The sequence below is a fragment of the Nocardia jiangxiensis NBRC 101359 genome, assembly GCF_000308615.1.
Classification (GTDB): domain Bacteria; phylum Actinomycetota; class Actinomycetes; order Mycobacteriales; family Mycobacteriaceae; genus Nocardia; species Nocardia jiangxiensis.
In genome coordinates this window covers 106,183-125,123 of sequence record NZ_BAGB01000173.1, presented here as the reverse complement: position 1 = coordinate 125,123, position 18,941 = coordinate 106,183, and the positions used below count along the sequence as shown (strand labels likewise).

17 protein-coding genes and 1 riboswitch are annotated in these 18,941 nt (G+C 68.4%); of the genes, 7 read left to right on the top strand and 10 right to left on the bottom strand.

Features of this window, described 5'->3' with window-relative positions; all coding sequences use genetic code 11:
* The 3 genes from ON40_RS46085 to ON40_RS46075 are packed head-to-tail and all read right to left on the bottom strand — an operon-like array spanning position 1 to position 3,364.
* Positions 1-1,374 carry an FAD-dependent oxidoreductase gene (locus tag ON40_RS46085; RefSeq protein WP_040832267.1) on the bottom strand — a complete coding sequence of 458 codons (1,374 nt, stop codon included), beginning with the start codon at positions 1,372-1,374 and terminating at the stop codon, positions 1-3.
* Positions 1,371-1,979: a hypothetical protein gene (locus ON40_RS46080; protein ID WP_040832266.1), complete on the bottom strand. Its 609-nt coding sequence runs from the start codon at positions 1,977-1,979 to the stop codon at positions 1,371-1,373. Before ON40_RS46080 ends, ON40_RS46085 begins: the two co-directional genes overlap by 4 nt.
* A 26-nt stretch (positions 1,980-2,005) precedes the next feature.
* A complete protein-coding gene (locus ON40_RS46075; RefSeq protein ID WP_063713242.1) occupies positions 2,006-3,364 on the bottom strand; it encodes an MmgE/PrpD family protein in 1,359 nt (452 codons plus the stop codon).
* Between the two features lie 213 nt (positions 3,365-3,577).
* Here ON40_RS46075 and ON40_RS46070 point away from each other — a divergent pair, with 213 nt between their 5' ends.
* From ON40_RS46070 to ON40_RS46045, 6 genes are all read left to right on the top strand, one after another.
* Complete coding sequence (locus ON40_RS46070) at positions 3,578-4,345, top strand: IclR family transcriptional regulator (RefSeq protein WP_040832265.1); 768 nt, start codon at positions 3,578-3,580, stop codon at positions 4,343-4,345.
* A gap of 33 nt (positions 4,346-4,378) precedes the next feature.
* Entirely contained in the window at positions 4,379-5,560 is a 1,182-nt protein-coding gene (locus tag ON40_RS46065) for a CaiB/BaiF CoA transferase family protein (RefSeq protein ID WP_085997917.1), read from the top strand.
* Positions 5,557-6,390: an HpcH/HpaI aldolase/citrate lyase family protein gene (locus ON40_RS46060; protein ID WP_040832263.1), complete on the top strand. Its 834-nt coding sequence runs from the start codon at positions 5,557-5,559 to the stop codon at positions 6,388-6,390. Before ON40_RS46065 ends, ON40_RS46060 begins: the two co-directional genes overlap by 4 nt.
* Positions 6,387-7,211 carry a cyclase family protein gene (locus ON40_RS46055; protein ID WP_040832262.1) on the top strand — a complete coding sequence of 275 codons (825 nt, stop codon included), beginning with the start codon at positions 6,387-6,389 and terminating at the stop codon, positions 7,209-7,211. The genes ON40_RS46060 and ON40_RS46055 overlap by 4 nt, the downstream gene beginning before the upstream one ends.
* Entirely contained in the window at positions 7,208-8,620 is a 1,413-nt protein-coding gene (locus ON40_RS46050) for an MmgE/PrpD family protein (RefSeq protein ID WP_040832261.1), read from the top strand. Before ON40_RS46055 ends, ON40_RS46050 begins: the two co-directional genes overlap by 4 nt.
* Positions 8,621-8,753: 133 nt before the next feature.
* On the top strand, positions 8,754-10,043 hold the full coding sequence (locus tag ON40_RS46045; protein WP_051194604.1) for an MFS transporter: 1,290 nt from the start codon (positions 8,754-8,756) through the stop codon (positions 10,041-10,043).
* A 21-nt stretch (positions 10,044-10,064) separates the two neighbouring features.
* Here ON40_RS46045 and ON40_RS46040 read toward each other — a convergent pair whose 3' ends face one another.
* On the bottom strand, positions 10,065-10,832 hold the full coding sequence (locus tag ON40_RS46040) for an AraC family transcriptional regulator (protein ID WP_083896442.1): 768 nt from the start codon (positions 10,830-10,832) through the stop codon (positions 10,065-10,067).
* A 71-nt stretch (positions 10,833-10,903) separates the two neighbouring features.
* Entirely contained in the window at positions 10,904-12,037 is a 1,134-nt protein-coding gene (locus ON40_RS46035; protein ID WP_040832361.1) for an MFS transporter, read from the bottom strand.
* A gap of 539 nt (positions 12,038-12,576) precedes the next feature.
* Here ON40_RS46035 and ON40_RS46030 point away from each other — a divergent pair.
* The gene (locus ON40_RS46030; RefSeq protein ID WP_040832259.1) at positions 12,577-13,077 is read left to right on the top strand and encodes a cupin domain-containing protein; all 501 of its coding nucleotides are present in this window, start codon (positions 12,577-12,579) and stop codon (positions 13,075-13,077) included.
* 97 nt (positions 13,078-13,174) lie between these two features.
* Here the strand turns inward: ON40_RS46030 and ON40_RS46025 are convergent, their stop codons facing one another.
* The 5 genes from ON40_RS46025 to ON40_RS46005 are packed head-to-tail and all read right to left on the bottom strand — an operon-like array spanning position 13,175 to position 18,707.
* The gene (locus ON40_RS46025; protein WP_040832257.1) at positions 13,175-14,656 is read right to left on the bottom strand and encodes an ABC transporter ATP-binding protein; all 1,482 of its coding nucleotides are present in this window, start codon (positions 14,654-14,656) and stop codon (positions 13,175-13,177) included.
* Positions 14,649-15,476 (bottom strand): ABC transporter permease, encoded by an 828-nt coding sequence (locus ON40_RS46020; protein WP_040832255.1) that lies wholly within the window; start codon positions 15,474-15,476, stop codon positions 14,649-14,651. Before ON40_RS46020 ends, ON40_RS46025 begins: the two co-directional genes overlap by 8 nt.
* Positions 15,473-16,429 (bottom strand): ABC transporter permease, encoded by a 957-nt coding sequence (locus ON40_RS46015; protein WP_040832253.1) that lies wholly within the window; start codon positions 16,427-16,429, stop codon positions 15,473-15,475. Before ON40_RS46015 ends, ON40_RS46020 begins: the two co-directional genes overlap by 4 nt.
* The gene (locus ON40_RS46010) at positions 16,426-17,190 is read right to left on the bottom strand and encodes a class I SAM-dependent methyltransferase (RefSeq protein ID WP_040832251.1); all 765 of its coding nucleotides are present in this window, start codon (positions 17,188-17,190) and stop codon (positions 16,426-16,428) included. The genes ON40_RS46015 and ON40_RS46010 overlap by 4 nt, the downstream gene beginning before the upstream one ends.
* Positions 17,190-18,707, bottom strand: coding sequence for an ABC transporter substrate-binding protein (locus ON40_RS46005; RefSeq protein WP_040832250.1), 1,518 nt, complete (start codon positions 18,705-18,707; stop codon positions 17,190-17,192). Before ON40_RS46005 ends, ON40_RS46010 begins: the two co-directional genes overlap by 1 nt.
* Before the next feature lie 107 nt (positions 18,708-18,814).
* A riboswitch (cobalamin riboswitch) is annotated at positions 18,815-18,923 on the bottom strand.
* Between the last annotated feature and the right edge of the window lie 18 nt (positions 18,924-18,941).

The following is an 18,941-nucleotide window of genomic DNA, read 5'->3' as shown; positions in this document are numbered from 1 at the left end:
TTACCTTTCACTTCTAGGGAATTCGGCCGCCGAGTGCGTGGCCGCGAGGTAGGCGAGGCCCAGCGCGGGCAGCAGCCCGTTACCGGCCAGATATCCGGCCGCGCCGTGACCGGAGATGCCGACGGCCGCGCCGCCGGAGGCATATAGACCCGGAATCGGATCGGAATTCGCATCCAGCACGCGAGCGTGCCGGTCGACCACGAGTCCGCCCTGGGTGTGGAACAGCGCTGGCAGGATTCGCACCGCGTACAGCGGGCCGCTCAGCGGCTGCTCGAATCTGGTGCGGCCGAACCGATCTCGCGATTCGTCGCCGCGGGCGACCGCGGACGCCTCGACCAGTTCGGCGGCCAGGGCTTCCACGGGAACGCCGATGCTGTCCGCGAGTTCCGCGACCGACTCTCCGTGCCGCACCGCGCCACTGTTCACGACATCGACGTAGTCTCCGAAAGCCATTGTGGCACTGTGGATTCGCTCGTCGTAGATCAGCCAGCCGGATGCGCCCGGCTGTCCGGCGAGCACTGCAGCGTACTCGGAGTAACCGGTCGATTCGTCACCGAATCGGCGGCCGTCGGCCGTGACCACGAAACCGCCGTGCATCACCACGGTCCAGGTGACCAGTGTGCGCGCCTCCGCCGAGAGTCCGGCGTGACCCTGGTAGGCGTCCAGATAGGAGGCTGCCGCGCCGAAATCCGCGCCGATGCGCAGAGCGTCGCCGGTGGAGTACTCGCTGCCGTGGTATTCGGCATCGGCGATCTCGGGCAGATGTTCGGTGACCAGCTCCCGATTCGCGCCATAACCGTTGGTGGCCAACAGAAGTGCGCCGGTGGAGATCTCCTCCTCGCGACCGTCCGGATAGGACACCGTGACGAGGAGATCTTCCTCGGTGCGTCGTGCCGCGGCGACCCGGCCGGGAATCAGCGTGTCGATCAACGACTCCTGGGCCACCGCGTCGGCGAGGTGGTGCAGCAGCCGCGAACCGTGCCGCCCGGGGATGGAGTGCACCCTTTGTGCGCTGTGGCCCGGATAGTCGAAATCCGTCGGCAGTTCGATCGGGAGCCCGACGTGGTCCCCCAGCCATTCGACGAGTTCGGCACTCATACCGGCGAGCGCCTCGGCGACTGGTTCCGCGAAATCGCCGTGCGTCTTGGCGGCGATGTCGCCGAGGAACTTCTCCGGCGAATCCTCGATTCCGGCGGCGCGCTGCCAGCGCGACCCCGCGCCCGGAATCATCGCGGTGGACATCGAGGTGTTGTTACCGCGCAGGTAGTGCTCGTTGGCCTCCACGACGAGCACCCGCGCGCCCAACTGCGCCGCCCGCAATGCCCCGGCCAGGCCGCCGCCCGCCCCGGCCACCACGAGATCGACGTCGCTCATGCGGTTTCCGCCAGGAGCCGCAGGGCATCGGCGACCGGATCGACGACGAGCGGGCCGCCCTCGGTGTGCTCGACCTCGACTGCGGAACAGCCATTGATCACGGCTGTCGCACCCCGGGCCGACAGATCGTCCAGCGCGGATCGCATCGCGACGTTCCAGCGTGCGCCGTCGGCAACCGCGCCGAGATCCAGATCCAGCACCGCGACGCCGAGAAACGATTCGCCGCAACCGTATTCGCGTACCTTGCGGGCCAGCTCGTCGGCGATCACCTGGTTGCGGGTGACCGCGGCGACCCGGTGCCCGTCGGCGACGAGCCGCTCCACGACGACCTGCAACATGCCGCGCTCCCCGGCGGGCACGCCCGGATCCAGTACGCAGTCCGGCATCCGGAAGTCGTAGCCTTCGGCGGTGGCGAACGCGGCCGCGACGGCTTGTTCGGAGGCGTGCAGATCGGCGGCGCTGGCCAGTTGGGCGGGCGCCTGCGGTCCGGCGTCCACGAGTTCCACGGTGATTCCGTCCGGCGCGAGCTCGTTGTAGCGGCGGCGTCGGCGGTCCAGTTCCTCCGGGTCGACGTGGATCGGCGTCACCGAGAAGATACGGCGCATCAGGACTCCTTCGTGCGATGGGACGGTCATGCGGCGAGCGGGGCGAGCAGTGCGCGGGCGCCGGGGGCGGCGATCATCCCGTCCACCACCGCGCCGATCGCGCGCACTGCGGTCTGGTCGAGCAGCCCGGTGAAGAGCGCGGCCAGGCGGTCGCGGTCGAAGGGCTGGAAGTCGGTGTCGCCGATCGGATTTCCGACCTCGGCGGTATGTGTGCGCCCGTCGGCGAGGCGCACCGAGATGCGGGCGGCACGGTTGTCGGGGAGTTTGGCGGTCAGCTCGGGATCCTCGCTGATCCTCACTCCGGCAGCGACTTTCGCGATCTCGGGGGCGTTGTCCGGGAGCAGTGCGGTGTAGCGGGGCGTGACTTCTCCATACAACAGCGCGGTGGCCGCGACGAACGGCACCGAGAACATCGCGGACAACTGGTTGTGCCAGGTCGTCCGATCGAGTCCGGCGGCGAGTGCGTGGGTCTGCACGTCGATTCCCACTGTCGCAGTTGCTATTTCGGCAGCATCGGCTTGCCTGCCGAACAGCGCGGCGCGCGCGTCGATCAGCAGGTCCGCCACGGGATGGGTGTACGAGCACGACGAATGCCGCTTGAAGTAGTTGCCGGTGATGTCGAAGCGGGTGCCCAACTCCCGGCTCAGTTCCTCCGGCGCGAAACTTCCGAGCAATTCACCCAGTGAGCGGGCGGCGGTCCCGGTGTTGCGTGCCGAACCGGCCAGGGCGAGGCGCGCGGCGGCGATCCCGGACGCGTTCGCCGCACCCAACCACGCGTCGCGCACCGGATTGCCGTCCAGCGCCGAATCGAAATGCCCGGCCACCGGCAACCCGGAACCGGCGTCGATCGCCGCCGCGGTGCGTTCGGCGTCCAGGCCCAGTAGTCGGGCGCAACCCGCCGCGGCACCGGCCACACCCCAGTTGCCGTGCGGGTGCGCACCGCGACGCAGTGACGTCGCGCGGCCGAATCGCGCGGCCACTTCGTAACCGGCCAGCAGCGCCGCGGCCAGATCCGGGCCGGGCACATCGAGTTCAGCGGCCAGTGCGAGAACGGCCGGAAACACGTGCGCCGCCGGATGCCCCTTGGCGTACTTGTTGCCCTCGTCCAACTCCAGGCACACCGTCGCGGGGCCGTTGAGCCAGGCCGCGGTCACCGGATCGGTCGAGCAGCCACCGCCGACGACCGGGCTGTGTCCCGGCGGCGCGGGCCACGCGGCACGCAACGCCCGCTGACCTTCGGTGCGCGCGCCCACCGCGTTCGCGGCCAGGACGTCGAACAGCACTGTGCCCAGCCGCTCGGCCACGGATTCGGGCACGGCGTCCCAGCGCAGTCCGGACACCCAGGTTCCCAGTGCCGTAACGGATTCGGTAACCGAAGAGGTCATCTGCGACCTTCACCGCCTTCCAGAATTTCAGCCGTACCGCTGAGCGGACCGCTCGATATGTCTTCGATCCTGACACTTAGCCGGACTAAACGTCAACCGTTAGCTGCGAAATCCAAAAGAGCCACTTGACAGCAGGGGCCTACCTGATGCTTTCCTGGAAATCGACAACATCCGAGCCGTTCCGCTGAACGGTACGATCTTCCCGGGAGAGTCATGACCGAGCCCACGCCGGGCACCGAGGCCGCCGCACGCGTCGCCGACGTGCTGCTGCTGTTCACCGACGGACCGTCCCGGCTCGGGGTCAGTGCGATCGCCCGCGAGCTGGGCCTGAGCAAGGCCGTGGTGCACCGCATCCTGCAGTCCCTGGCGACCCGCGGGATGGTCGTGCTGGATCCGGACAGCAGGCAGTACCGGCTCGGCGCGGCCGCCACGGCACTGGGAGCGCGCGCGTTCCGCGACTCGGACCTGCGCGCCAGCGCACTGGACCTGCTCCGGGCGTTGCGCGACGAAACCGGCGAGACCGCGACCCTGACCGCGCTGGTCCCCGACGGCCGGATCTACCTCGACCAGGTCGAGGGCACCCACGAGATCAAGATGACCGTCGAGCTGGGCCGCCGTTTCCCGCTGCACGCGGGCAGTTCCGGCAAGTGCATGCTCGCCTTCCTGCCCGAGGACGCGCGCCAACGAGCCCTGGCCGGACCACTGGCCGCGCTCACGACCAGCACCGTGACCGATCCCGATTCACTCGCCGCCGAACTCGACGATGTGCGCGCACGCGGTTTCGCACAATCGGGCGGCGAGCGGCAGGCCGATGCGGGTTCGGTGGCCGCGCCGGTCTTCGGCATCACCGGCGAGGTGATCGGCTCGATCTCGGTGTGCGGTCCGCGCTACCGGGTCACCGAGGAATTCGTGGAGAAGATCGCGCCGCGCGTGGTGGACACCGCCGAGCGCATCTCCCGCCGAATGGGTCATCGCGGCTGAAAATGCCGCTGTACGAGAGGAATTCAGTTGACTGTGCAAGCGTTGGCCGGGATCAAGGTGCTCGATGTGGCCACCCTGTTCGCCGGGCCGATGGCCGCCACCCTGCTGGGCGACCACGGTGCGGAGGTGATCAAGGTCGAGCATCCGCGCGGCGATCCGTCCCGCACCCACGGTGCCAGTAAGGACGGGGTCGGGCTGTGGTGGAAGATGTTGGGGCGCAACAAGAAATCGCTCACCCTCTATCTGGGCTCGCCCGAGGGGCAGCGACTGTTCCGTGAGCTGGCCGCCGACGCGGACGTCATCATCGAGAACTTCCGGCCCGGCACCCTCGAGCGCTGGGGCCTGGGCTATGACGTACTCGCCCAGGACAATCCGGGACTGGTGCTGGCCCGGGTCACCGGATTCGGCCAGTTCGGTCCCTACTCCGCGCGTCCCGGTTTCGGCACGCTCGCCGAGGCGATGAGCGGATTCGCCGCGCTGACCGGTGAGCCCGACGGCCCGCCCACCCTGCCACCGTTCGGTCTCGCCGACGGCGTCGCGGCGCTGACCACCGCGTTCGGCATCATGACCGCCCTGCACGCCCGGCAGGCCACCGGCCGCGGACAGGTCCTGGACATGGCGATCATCGAACCGCTGCTGACCGTGCTCGGCCCGCAGATCACCGCATACGACCAGCTCGGCGTGCTGCAACCGCGAACCGGCAACCGATCCACCAACAACGCGCCGCGCAACACCTACCAGTGCAACGACGGCAGCTGGGTCGCGGTGTCCACCAGCGCACAGTCCATCGCCGAACGGGTGATGCGACTGGTCGGCCGCGCGGAACTGATCGAAGAGCCGTGGTTCGCGGCCGGTCGCACCCGCGCCGAACACGCCGATGAACTGGACGAGGCGGTGGGTTCGTGGATCGCCGCACGCGGGCGGGACGAGGTGGTCACCGCCTTCGAGGAAGCGCAGGCCGCGGTCGCCCCGATCTACACCGCCGCAGACATCATGGCCGATCCGCAGTACGCCGCGCTGGGCAGTGTGCTGCGGATCGACGATCCGGAACTGGGCCCGCTGAAAATGCCCAACATCCCGTTCCGGCTCAGCGACACCCCGGGCGAAATCCGCACCACCGGACCGAAACTCGGCGAACACACCGCCGAGATCCTGGCCCGCTTCGGTGTCGACGAGCAGCACCTGAGCGAGCTGCGTGAGCAGGGTGTGGCGTGATCGGCAAGGCACGCAGCTGGCTGTACGTCCCGGCACATCGTCCCGAACTGCTCGCCAAGGCGATGGCCGGTCCGGCCGACGCGGTGGTGTACGACCTCGAGGACGCGATCGCCGCACCGGACAAGGCCGCCGCCCGCGCGAACGCCGTCGCCGCGGCGGCGCAGACCTGGCCCAAACCCCTGTGGATCCGGATCAATTCACCGCAAACCCCTTGGGGCCAAAGCGATGTCGCCGAACTAGCCGGGCGCGGAGTGGCCGGATTCCGGGTGCCCAAATGCGATGATCCCGATGCCGTGGCACGGATCGCCGACCGCCTCGCGGCTCCCCTGCACCTGCTCGTGGAATCCGCGCTGGGTGTGGAGAACGCGTTCGGGCTCGCCGCATGCCATCCGCTGGTCGCCTCGGTCTCCCTCGGCGAGGCCGACCTGCTCGCCGATCTGCGCGTGCGCGATAACACGGCGCTGGAATGGGCGCGCCAGCGCGTGGTCACCGCCAACCGCGCGGCCGGGCTGCCCAGCCCGCCGCATGCGGTCTGGACCGACGTCGCGGACCTGCACGGACTGGTCACCGACAGCGCGACCGCCCGCGACCGCGGCTTCTTCGGCCGCTCGGTGGTGCATCCGAAACAGATCGAACCGGTCAACGCCGTGTTCACCCCGAGCCACACCGAGGTCGACGACGCTCGGCAACTCCTGAACTCCTTACACGGCAAGGATTCTGCAGCCTGGCTGGACGAGCAGGGCCGGTTCGTCGACCCGGCGGTCGTCGCCCGCAGCCGATGGGTGCTCGACCTCGCCGAGCATTTCGAAACAGAAGGGACCACATCATGACCGACGCCGTAACCGGCACCCTGCTCGAGGCCGTCGCGCAAGGACTCCGCACAATCGAGCTGGGCCAGCCGCTGTTCACCGGTATGCCGTGCTCGCCCAACCACCCCGGCTTCCGGATGACGCTGGCCCGCCGGCACGGCGACATGATGCGCCCCGACGGCGGTTCGGCGAGCAACGAGGTGATCATCACCGGCGGGCACGTCGGCACCCACATCGACTCGCTCTCGCACGTGAGCCACAACGGAAAACTGCACGGCGACATCGACGCCGACGCCGCGCAGCGCGGCGGGAAGTTCAGCGAGCACGGCGCCGAGAAGATCCCGCCGATGATCACCCGCGGCGTGCTGCTGGACGTCGCCGGAACCAAGGGCGTGGACACCCTCGAACCCGGCTACGGGGTGACCGAGGCCGACCTGATCGCCGCGGCCGAGCGCGCCGGCGTGCGCCCCGAGGCCGGTGACGTCGCGCTGGTGCGCACCGGGTGGGCGCGCAATTTCGACGATGCCGCAACGTATCTGGGCCACAACACCGGCGTCCCGGGGTTGACCGTGGATGCCGCGTCGTGGCTGGCCGCCCGCGGCGTCGTCGCCACCGGCGCGGACACCACCGCCTACGAGCAGATCCCCGCCGGCGCCGGACACCGCGAACTGCCGGTGCATCGAGTTCTGTTGGTGGAGAACGGAATCTACATCATGGAGCATCTGAACCTGGAGCAGGTCGCCGCCGCGGGTCTGGCCGAATTCCTGTTCGTGGTCGCGCCGCTGCGCATCGTCGGCGGCACCGGTTCCCCGATCCGGCCGGTCGCGGTGGTGGGCGCGTGACACCCACTCCCGCACAGCAACTCGGCGCACTCGCCGCCCGCGTCCACACCGACGGCCTGTCCGCCGACCTGCGCACCGACCTGGCCGGACGCGTGCTGGACCTGCTGGGCAACTGCCTGGCCGCGCTAGGCGAGAAACCGGCGGAGATCGTCCGCGCGGTGGTCGCCGAGTGGGGCGGCCGACCGGCTGCCACCGCGCTCGGCATCGAGGGCGGGCTGCCCGCCCCGTCGGCCGCGCTGGTCAACGGAACCCTCGCGCACAGCCTGGATTTCGACGACACCCACCTGCCCTCGGTGCTGCACCCGTCCTCGGCGGTGATTCCGGCTGCGCTCGCGGTCGCCGAACGGACCGGCGCGAGCGGTCCGGCCTTCCTGGACGCCGCGACCGTCGGCATCGAGGTGACCTGCCGGCTCGGCATGGCCGGTTACGACGAGGAGAATGCCAATTCGGTGTTCTTCGATCGCGGCCAGCACGCGACCGCGATCTGCGGGGCGGTCGGGGCCGCGGTCGCCGCGGGCATGCTGCTGGGCCTGGACGCGGACGAGCTGACCTCGGCCATCGGGATCGCGTGCAGTATGGGTTCGGGTGTCATCGAGGCGAATCGCACCGGCGGCACCGTCAAACGCGTGCACTGCGGATGGGCCGCGCACGCCGGTGTGGTCGCGGCACAGATGGCGCAGCACGGGCTCACCGGACCGCCCACGGTGCTGGAGGGCCGGTTCGGCTTCCTGCAGGCGTTCTGCGGCGACCGGTTCGACATCGAGCAGGTCACCCGAGGTCTCGGCGAGCACTGGGAGACGCCCGGAATCTTCTTCAAGCCCTACCCCTGCAACCATTTCACCCACGCGGGCGTGGACGCCGCGTTGCGACTGCGCCGCGCGGGTATCGATCCGGCCCGGATCACCGAGCTGACACTCGGTGTGCCCGAACCGGTTCTGCGCACCATCGGCGAGCCGATCGAGGAGAAGCGTCGCCCGCGTTCGGGGTACCACGGGGCGTTCAGCGGCCCGTACACCGTCGCTGCGGCCCTGCTCGGCGGCGGCGGACTGGGCGTATTCCACGAGGATTTCACCGACAGCGCCGTGCGGGATCCAGCTCGACTGGCGATCGCGGACAAGGTGAACGTAGTCGCCGACGCGGAGTGCACCCGGATCTTCCCCCGCCAGTTCCCCGCCGTGCTCACGGTCCGTCTGGACGACGGAACCACCCGCACGGAACGGGTCTCGCAGAATCGGGGCGGTCCGGCGAACCCGTTGTCACCCGAGGAGCTCACGCTCAAGTTCACCTCGAATGCCACGCGGTCGGTTCCGCCCGAGACGGCCGATCGCCTCGCCGAGGCGATCTGGCGGCTGCCCGCGGGCGGTCCGGTGAACGATATTTTCCAGAACGTTCCTATCAGCGGAACATAACCCGCGCAATTTCCCGAATTCATCGGGTAGTTACGCGAAAACCCTGTGCCGAAACAATTCATGACGCATAGTTTCAGCACCTTTTATTCAATATGTTCCGCCAAGCGGAACGGTGGACAATGAGGTAACCACCATGCGCCAACATTTCCGTTGGGCGACGGTCTCGATGATCGTCGTCCTCGTCATCATCAATTACATCGACCGCAGTGCGGTCTCGTATGCGGTCAAACCGCTCGAGGCCGAATTCGGCATCGACTCCGCCGATTACGGCGTCATCAGTTCCGCGTTCTCCATCGGGTACATGGTGTTCGCATTCCTCGCCGGTCCACTGGTCGACAAATTCGGTCCACGCCGAATTCTGTTGGTGGGCATGGTGTTCTGGTCGGTCGCCACGGCGATCACGCCGATCTCCGGTGGTTTCACCGGTCTGCTGCTGATCCGCGTCGTGCTCGGCGCGGGCGAGGCCCCCGGTTTCCCCGCGGCAACCCGCGTGATCAGCCGCTGGCTGCCGAGTGTGGAGCGCGGTTTCGCACTGGCTCTGGTCGGCGGCGTCGCGGTGTCGGGCAGCCTGCTGATCGGCGGGCCGATCGTGACCCAGCTGATCGCGAGCCTGGGCTGGCGCGGCATGTTCTGGGTGCTGGCCGCACTCGGTGTGCTGTGGGCGCTGATCGCGGTCGGACTGCTCGCCAACACCCCGGCCGCCTCTCCCCGGGTCTCCGAGGCCGAACGCACGTACATCGAGTCGGGGCAGTTGGCCGAGGAAACCTCCGAACGCCAGGAGAAGGTGAACTGGCGGCGGATCTTCACCAACCGCAACCTGTGGATCGTCGGCGTCGGCTACTTCGCCTGGGGCTACATCTTCTGGGCGTTCATGTACTGGCTGCCGGAGTACCTGTCCACCTCATACCACCTGAGCGTCAAGCAGGTCGGCGCGTTCACCGTCGCACCGTGGGCCGCGGGTGTGGTCGGCGCGCTCATCGGCGGTGTGCTGGTCGACAAGGTGTACGCCCGCACCGGACGCATTCGCAGTCGCTTCACCATCATGGGTATCGCACTGCTGCTGGCCGGCGCCGCGCTGATCCCGATCGTGAGCGCGCCCTCGCTGGTCACGGCCGTGGTGTTCATCTCGATCGGGGTCGGCTGCGGTTTCGTCACCGGCGGAATCTGGTGGGTGGCCGCGATCGACGCCGAACCGAGTCAGCCCGGCACCGCCGCCGGATTCGCCGACGCATGCTTCGCGCTCTCCGGCGTGGCCGCTCCGCTGGTGATGGGCTTCATCGTGCAGAGCACCGGGACGTTCGCCAGCGGATTCGTGGTCATGGTGGTGCTGGCGCTGCTGGGCGCGGGGCTGATGCTGTTCGGCACCCGCGAACCGGAGCGGGAGCCGGAAACGACCGAGGCGCAGGCCACCACGATTTCCTGACGAGGCCGACTCCGGGTGCGTTCAGTCGCCGTGCCGGGCATGGATGCCCGCGCGGTACGCACCCGGAGTCGTTCCCATCGTCTGGGCGAAGGTGTGCACGAACGCGCTCGTGGTCGCCCAACCGCAGGCGTGCGCGGTCTCGGTGACCGCCGCACCTTCGGCGAGCATCACCATCGCGGCGAAAACCCTTGTGCGAGTGCGCCATTGCGGGTAGGTCATGGCGAACTCGGTGCGGAACAGCCGGGACAGCGTCCGTTCGCCGGTGTGCACTCGGCGAGCGAGATCCGCGAGCGTGCACGGTCGTCGCAGATCGGACTCCACCAGACGACACGCGTTGGCGAGCCGGCGATCCCGCGGCGCGGGCAGCGTGAACGGCTGTTCCGCGACGCAGCGCAGCCGATCCCGCAACACCGCCCGCAGGTGCCGGGTCTCCGCGGCAGTGAGCGTCGGGTCGGTGAGGGCGATGAGCAGTTCACGCACCAGTGCGTCGACGGCGATGATCGTCGGCGTCCGGACGTCGAGCAGCGCAGCGGTCCCCCGGGCCGGGAAGCCGACCGTGTGGAATCGGCTGCGGCCGTAGAACCGATGTTCGTGCCAGGTGTTCGCCGGAATCCACAGCGCCCGGTCGTTCGGGGCGATCCAGGATCCGCGTTCGGTGTGGATCGCCAGGACGCCCGAACTGACATAGATCAGCTGATGATCGTCGTGCCGGTGCCGATCGATGACATCGCCGCCCGCGCGGGCCTCGGAGATCGTCGGCGCAACCGGCGTATAGCGGATCGCAGTCATCATCGGTCAGAATACGGCGAATCCGCCACCGGCGAATCCGCCTCGGGACGCCTGATCCGAACACGGGTCGCTCATGCCACGGACTCGTCACCAGGCGATACCGGTTCACGCAGAACCGTGGAGATCGCGATCGCCAGCACCGGCACCGTGGCCAGCACCACCAGCGCGCCGCGCGGACCATAATGTCCGGCGACCAGCCCCAGCAGCGGCATGAACAACCCTCCCGCGCTCACCGCGAGCCCGAGCGTGACACCGGCCGCGGTGCCGGGACGGCTGGGCAGATAGTCCTGGCCTAGTTTGATGAGCACGGCGAACGGGATGTTCGAGATCAGGCCCACAACCAGAGCCAGCGGCAACGCGGCGTATTTGTCGTGGCAGGCCAGCATGAGCCACAGTGCCGGGAGCATGGCGGCATTGCCGAGTTGCACGGTGCGCACCATCCCGATCCGATCGGCGAGCCTGCCGCCCAGCAGTGTGCCCAGCACGCCGCCGCCGAGTTCCAGCGTCAGCGCTAGTCCGCCCAGCGCGCTGCTCGCGCCCAGATGCCGGATCCAGTACAGCGAGATGAAAGTGTTCAGTCCCGTCGAGATCGTCGATCGCACGACCTCGACGGCGGTCAGCCCCGCGAACAGCCCGATTCGATCCCGGCCCGCACGTTCGACCGGTCCGGTCACGGTAGCGGCATGGCGGCCGTGCTGCCGGAAGAGGATGAACCCCATCAGCACCGCGGGCGGAATGAACAACGCGGTCGCGCCGATCCCGAACGTGTCCAGGGCCGGTGTCACCAGCGCCGGTCCGACGAAGAATCCGACACTGCCCCCGGCCGCGAAATAACTCATCGCGGTGGCGCTGCCACCCGCCGCGCGCCGGGCATCGCGTCCGGCGGGCGGATGGAACATCGCGATCCCGAACCCGGCCAGCAACAGCAGGCCGAACACCAGCGGATAACTGGGCACCAGCCCCGACAGACCGGCTCCGATACCCGCCAGGCTCACCCCCACCGGCGCCATCCACCGCAGCCGCCGACGGTCCGCCAGCAATCCGATCCCCACCTGCGGCAGCGCACTGCCCAACGTCGCGGCCAGCGCCAGTCCCGATGCCTCGACATAACCGAAATGCCGCTCCAACACGAAATACGGCACGGCAGCGGGCACGAGGCCCTGATAGAAGTCGTCGACAGCATGCGCTGTCGCCCAGACTCGCATCCGCCGCCAATGCCCCACCCCGTCGCCGACATCCCGCGGCCGGATCAATTCCCGAATCGAACTCACATATCAACGATCGACAATCTGGTGCTGGCGCGCTTCCCGTAATCGGCCGATCGATATCCGAAATCCGCCATTTCACCTGGTATGACCGGAATCGTGCCCGAACTCTTTCGGCCACAAGCAATTACATTTCTACCTGCACAATCGACCCACACCGGCCCGGACAACGGCAGTGCATCCCCGGCGTCCGCGCATACAGGCCGGTACGCCTGATTATCTCCCGCATCGCAGGTCCCGAAGGCACATATCTGCGCAATAACCTCTACCGCCCTCGACACCAGCCAATCCCCTTGCACCCCAGCCTGTCTGCTGTCGTGGTCGCCGCGGACAGGCCGGTGTGCCGACGACTCGCGCACGCATTACGTCACCGGCAGCGTCATACGACCGATGCCGCCGCCACCTCACTCGATTCAGACTTCGAGTAGCGGAAACCAGCACGACGATCCGGCAACGATACTCACTGAACGGAACACTCCATGACCACCTTTCCCGCTCCGCCCGCCCCCGCACAGGACCGCCGGTTCGTTCTCGGCACGCATCTGCGCCTGACCGTGCTCACCGCGCCCGAGGAGACCGATGGCCGCCACGATCTGGCCGATGTCACCCTGCCGCCGGGCTCGAATACCCCGCTGCACAAGCACACTCGCTACGAGGAGCGGATCTGGGTCGTCCAGGGCGCGGTGACCGTGTGGGCCGGTGCCGACACCTACACGCTGGGACCGGGCGACTTCTACACCATCACGATGAACACCCCGCACGCGCTCGAAGCCGGTGCCGCGGGCGCACGGGTTCTGACCATGAGTTCCCCCGCATATTTCGTCGACCTCATCCGACGAGCCGGCACACCGCAGGCCGAGGCTACCCCGGACACCGAGTGGGACCTCGCGTTGTTCGACAGGATCACCGCCGAACAGGGGGATGTCATCCTGGGCCCGCCGGGAATGACACCCGCCGATCTGCCCGATGACGCAGCGTAGGCCGGAAATCTCGCAGGATGTTCGGGTGGCTGGGCTCTCGAACCCACCACCGCCATTTCCAGCTCGACCCCGCGACCAGGCTGATATCAGCGGTTACCTACGCCGGAGCTTCCGCGGCGAGCAGGTGGCCGAGCACCGGAGATTGCGGGTCGGCGAGCAATTCCTGCGGGGTGCCGGTCGTGACGATTCGGCCGTCGTCGACCATCGCCAGGCGGTCGGCGCGGTTCAGTTGACCGACCAGGTCGTGACCGATGAGCAGTACGGTGGTGCCGGTGTCGCGGCGGCGCTGCTCGAGGTGGTCCAGAATGCGTTGTGCCAGTGGGTGATCCAGAGCGGTGGTGATCTCGTCGCAGATCAGTACCCGGGGCCGGGCCAGCAGGGCGCGGGCGAGGGCGCCGCGTTGGAGTTGACCACCCGATAGTCCGGACGGGTAGCGGGCGGCTTGGTCCGCGGTGATCTCCAAGTCGCTCAGGGCTTCGACAGCCTCGCCGCGCGCACTGGTCCGGTCGAGTCCGCGCAGGCGTACGGCGGTGGCCGCGACCTGGTCCAGAACAGTGCGTCGAGGATCGAACGAGGCCGCGGACTCCTGCCACACGTATTGCACAGCGGCGACCTGCGCGCGAGAACGCTTGCGCAGCACCGGGATCGGCTCGCCGTCCAAGCAGATCTCACCAGTGCTCGGGCGCACCAGACCGGCGATGCAGCGCGCGATCGTCGTCTTACCCGCACCCGAGGCGCCGATGACGCCCACCAACTCCCCGCGCCGCAGCTCCAGATCAACTTCGTGGAGGGCGGCCGAATTTCGCAGTGTCACAGACACATTGCGCATCCGGAGGATCGTCTCACCGGCCGGTGGCCGCGCAGGCTGTGACGGCGCGGCCGGTGCGGCGGGCTCGTCGGTGGCCAGTCGACCGTCTCGCACGAACTCCGTCCGGTCACCGATCTGCTGTGCGGCGACCCGGTCGTGGGTGATCAGCACCACCGCCTTCCCGGACCGTCGCAGCGCCGCCAGTCCGCTCAGGAGTGCGGCCCGTGCGATCGGGTCCAGTCCCACGGTCGGCTCGTCGACCACCACGACGTCGGGTTCGCAGGCCAGCACCTGGGCCAGTGCGAGCCGGGCGCGTTCCCCGCCGGAGAACTCGTGCGGGAACCGGCGCATGATGCGTTCCGCCGTATCGGCGTGGAAGCCCGCGGCCGAGAGTGCTTGTGCGACACGCTTTCTGCGCACCTCCCGGCGATCCCGCCACCGCCCCGGCCGAACGTGATGCAGCTGCGCCAGCTCGCCCAGCGCGGCGCCGATGCGGCGGGCCGGGTTCAGGGTCGCCGCGGCATGCTGTGGCAGCAACCCGATCCGCGGCTCGGCGTCGCCGTGCCGAACCTCCCCGGACACCGTGATCCCGGGCCGCTCGATACCGGCCAGCACACAGGCGATGGTCGTCTTCCCGGCTCCCGACGGCCCGAACAGGGTGAGGATCTCCCCCGCGCGCACCTCGAGATCGATATCGTCGACAAGCACGGCGTCCCCGGCGCACACCCGCACGCCACGAAGCGAAACAAGCACCCCGCCAACCTCATCCATCTCGGCTCACCCGCCGCCGCGCATCGCGCACCGCGACCGTGCGCGGATCGGCGAGCAGATCATCACACAGCAGATTGACGCCGATCAGCAACAGCACGATCAACCCGGCGGGCAGCGCGATCGACCACGGCGCGATGGTCAGCGCGTCCTTGTTCGCCGCGACCGAGACCGCCCAGTCGGTCGAGGTGGTGTCGAATCCGAGCCCCAGGAAGTTCGCCGACGCCAGGAAGTAGACCGCCGCGGTGAACCGCACCCCGAGATCGGCGGCGATCGGCCGGATCATCTCGCGCGCAGCATAATTCGCGTACCGGTAGCGACGACTCTCGCCCTGCATCCGTAGCGCGTCCATCACCGGACCGTGCACGACCGGACGCGCGGCCATGCGCACGAAACGGGCGATCGGCGCGACCAGCGCGATGCCGATCGCCACGGCGATCGCCACGGCCGACCCACGGGTGCGCAGCGCGGCCACCATGATGATCAGCAGCGAGGGCAGGCACAGCAGGACGTCCATCGGCCGCATCAGCAACTCGTCGAGCCAGGCGCGCGGAGCCGCCGCGGCAGCCACGCCGAGCACGAATCCCACAGTGTAGGAACCGATTACGGTCAACGCTGCGACTAGCAGAAAGGTGTGCCCACCGACCAGAGCCGTGGCGAGCACGTCGCGGCCGAGCCGGTCGGTGCCCAGTGGCGACCACGACGACGGACCGAACGGCGCCTGCCGCTCACGCGGTGCGGATCCGGCGAGCGCGGGCCCGGCCACGGCGATCACCAGCGGAACAGCCACCAGCGTCAGCGCGAACCACCGCCGCGCGGTCATGCCCCGACGCCTTCGCGCGAGCGCGGAACCATCCGGCCACCCAGCAGATCGATCCCCAGGTTGACCACTATCGCGAGCACACCCGTGATCAGCACGATCGCCAGAATCACCGGATCGTCCCGATTGCCGATCGCCCCGATCAACTGTGAGGCGACCCCGGGCATGACGAACACGGCCTCCACGATCAGCACACCCGAGAGCAGTCCGTCACCGGTGCGGCCCAACTCCTGCAATGCCGGTCCGAGCGCATTCGGTGCGACGTGCCGGACCAGCAGCGATCCGCGCCCGACCCCGAGCCGCCGCGCCTGCTGCACATACGGCTGGTCCATCACGTCCACGACACCGGATCGCACCAGCCGCACCAGCGGTGCGGCCACCCGGGCGACCATCACGATCAACGGCAGCACCAGATATTCCGGCCGCGCCAGCACCGTCTGCGGATCGGCGCCCAGAAAGGTCGCGGGCAGCAGCCGCAGATCCACCGCCACAGAGGTCACCAGCAGCACCGCCAGCACGAAATCCGGTATCGAATCCAGGGCGATGCTGACCGAGGTGATCACCCGGTCGCGCACCGAACCCGGTCGCAGCCCCGCGGCGAAACCGGCCGTCACCGCGACGGGCACCAGCAGCGCCAACGCCAGCACGGCCACCAGACCGGTCATCAGGAACGGCTCCGCGATCAGACTCCCGACCTCCTGTCCGCTGGCGTAGGACACGCCGAAATCACCGGTCACCGCATGTCCGAGCCAGTGTGCAAAGCGTTGCGCCGGTGCGACATCCAGCCCCAGCAGATGCCGGGCCTCGGCGCGCTGATCCGCGCCGAGGATGTCGTTGCTGCGCACGTCCGCGGCATCACCGGGCAGTAGCAGCGACAGCACGAACACCGACACCAGCAGTACGACCACCTGCCCAACCCCGATCGCAGCGCGCCGCAGTACGAAGCGAGCGGTCACCGGATCGCGACCACGATGCGGTCGTCGCCGTACTGCCACACGGTTCCCGCCTCGGCGAATCCGGCGGCCGCGGCGAAGGCGAGATAGTCGTGCACGCTCGGCCGATCGTGCACCTTGTGCTCGAATCCACCCGCCCGCAATCGAACCAGCTCGGCGAGTTCGGGCGCCCGGTCCACCGCATCCCACCACGCGGCCCAGTCCTCGTTCGCGGCCGTCGCCGTGCGGCGCGCACGATGCGCGGTCAGCGCCTTGCCCAGTCCGTCGAGGCGGGGCGCGTGCGCACCCTCGTAGAGATGATCACCATCGAGGAACAGCCCGCCCGCCGGGAGCGCCACCGCGCAGGTTTCGATCAGCGCGCGCAGCGGCTCCCGGTTCATCCAGTGCAGTGCGGTGGTGCTCACGAACGCGTCCGGAGCCCGGTCCAGTTTCCGGGTGTCGAACCAATTCGGTTCGCGCAGATCGGCTTTCACCGTCCGGAAGCGGTCGCCACCGAGCGTGGCATCAGCCAGTCCCAGCAACAGCGGGTCCGCGTCGACGCCGACGATGCGCGCATGCGGGAACCGGTTCAGCAGCCGCGCGGACAGCGTGCCCGGTCCCACGCCGAGATCCACGATCAACGGATCGACGCGGCCGAGCAGTTCGGCGAGGACGTCACCGATCACCTCGAAACGCTGCTCACGATCGGGCATGTAGAACTCCTGCTGCCGATCCCAGCGATCGACCCAGTACTGCGCCCGCGCCGCGTCCAACTCCCCGGCCATCACGCCGTCACCTCGTCGAAGCGGGCCCACTCGTGCGAATTGGGCACCGCGGCAGGAGTATCGCGGAAACCCTCGCGGGCGGCGGTGTTCCAGTGGGTGCTGCCGAAGAAGACGAATCCGCCTCGGTCGTGGAGGATTTCGTGCATCGTGCGGTAGATCGCCGCACGCGCCGCCGCGGTCGGCGTCGCCTGGGCCTTGGCGTACAGCGCGTCGAATTCGGGATCGGACCATTTCGTGCGATTCTGCGGGGCCGCGGTCAGCAGCCGCGAGGCGAAATGGTTCGGAATCGCCAACGGGCCCGACTGGCCCATCGTGAGCTGACCGGTCTTCAACGCGTCGGCGTAATAACTGTCCTTGGACCCGATGACCACGTTCGCCCGGACACCGCATTTCGCGGCCTGATCAGCGAAAAGTCTTGCCGCTTCGACGAATCCGAAATCCACCGGCGCGGTGAACAGATCGAAGGACAGATCACGCGCACCCGCCCGGCTCAGCAGACGGCCCGCCTCGTCGGGGTCGTAGGTGTGCTGAGGCAGTTCGGCATAGTACTGATACCCCTCGCCGAAGACGTCGTTGGTGACCTCACCGTCCCCTTCGAGCGCGACCTTCACCAGTTCGTCGCGATCGACCATGCGCATCACGGCGCGGCGCACGTCCGGGTTGTCGAAGGGCGGGCGATCGGTCTTCATGGCGAAGAAATAGATGCCGCTGTTCGGCGTCGACCGAACCGAGATTCCCGCCCGGCCCCGCAGTACCCGCGCCGCGGACGGGGTCAGATTGTCGGCGTAGTCGATCTGACCGCTCTGCACCGCCGACAGACGCGCGTCCGCATCCGCGCTGACCAGCCGCAGATGGTGGATGGCGGGCGCACCGTCCCAGTACTTCTCGTTGACCCGAGCGGTGAACTGCCTACCCGCCTCGAAGGATTCGAAGACGAACGGGCCGGTACCCACCGGTTTCGAGAAGTCGGTCGCCCCGTCCTGGACGATCTTGGTGCCGTACGCCGACAACGCCAGCGGAAATTCGAACGACGATGTGCGCAGCGCGATTTCGACGGTCCGGTCGTCCACGGCCCGGCACTGCGACAGATCCACCTGCGCAAGGGTGGCCGCGGCGATGAACGGCGATTTCTGCGGCGGACCGAGCACTCGCGCCAAGGTGTACAGCACATCTCGGGAGGTGAACTTCTTCCCGTCGTGCCAGTGCGTATCGCGCAAGGCGATCCGCCATCGGGTGCCGTCGGCATTCGGCTCACTCGACGCGGCCAGACGCGGTATCGGGGCCATCGTGTGGTCGATCTCGAACAGTCCGTCGTAGACCGTCTTCATCCGCGCTTCGTCGATGAACAGCGAGGCCACACCCGGATCGATGCTCTCGGCCGCGCCGGAGCCCTGGAAGGCGGCGGTGAACGTGTCGGTGCTCGCGGCGCCGGACCTGGTCCCGCAGCCCGCAGCCAACGCTCCCGCGGCAATCGCACTGCCCAGCAGGAGATCTCGCCGACTCAATCTCGACCGCATGTCCGACTCCCATCGCGTCTGGCACTTCACGCGAGGAAAACATGCACAAGACGAACCACCTGCGGTGATTCTCTCGGCGCATCGACCATATCCACGTGATCGTGACCGTCCCGGTACTGCCGTCCGCAGGTATCTGGCTCGGCTCGGAGAGCCTCACAGTTGCGGGACAGCGCCGGATTCGCACCGGACTTCCCCACGGACATGCGACATATTACGCATACCTCCCCCGTATCC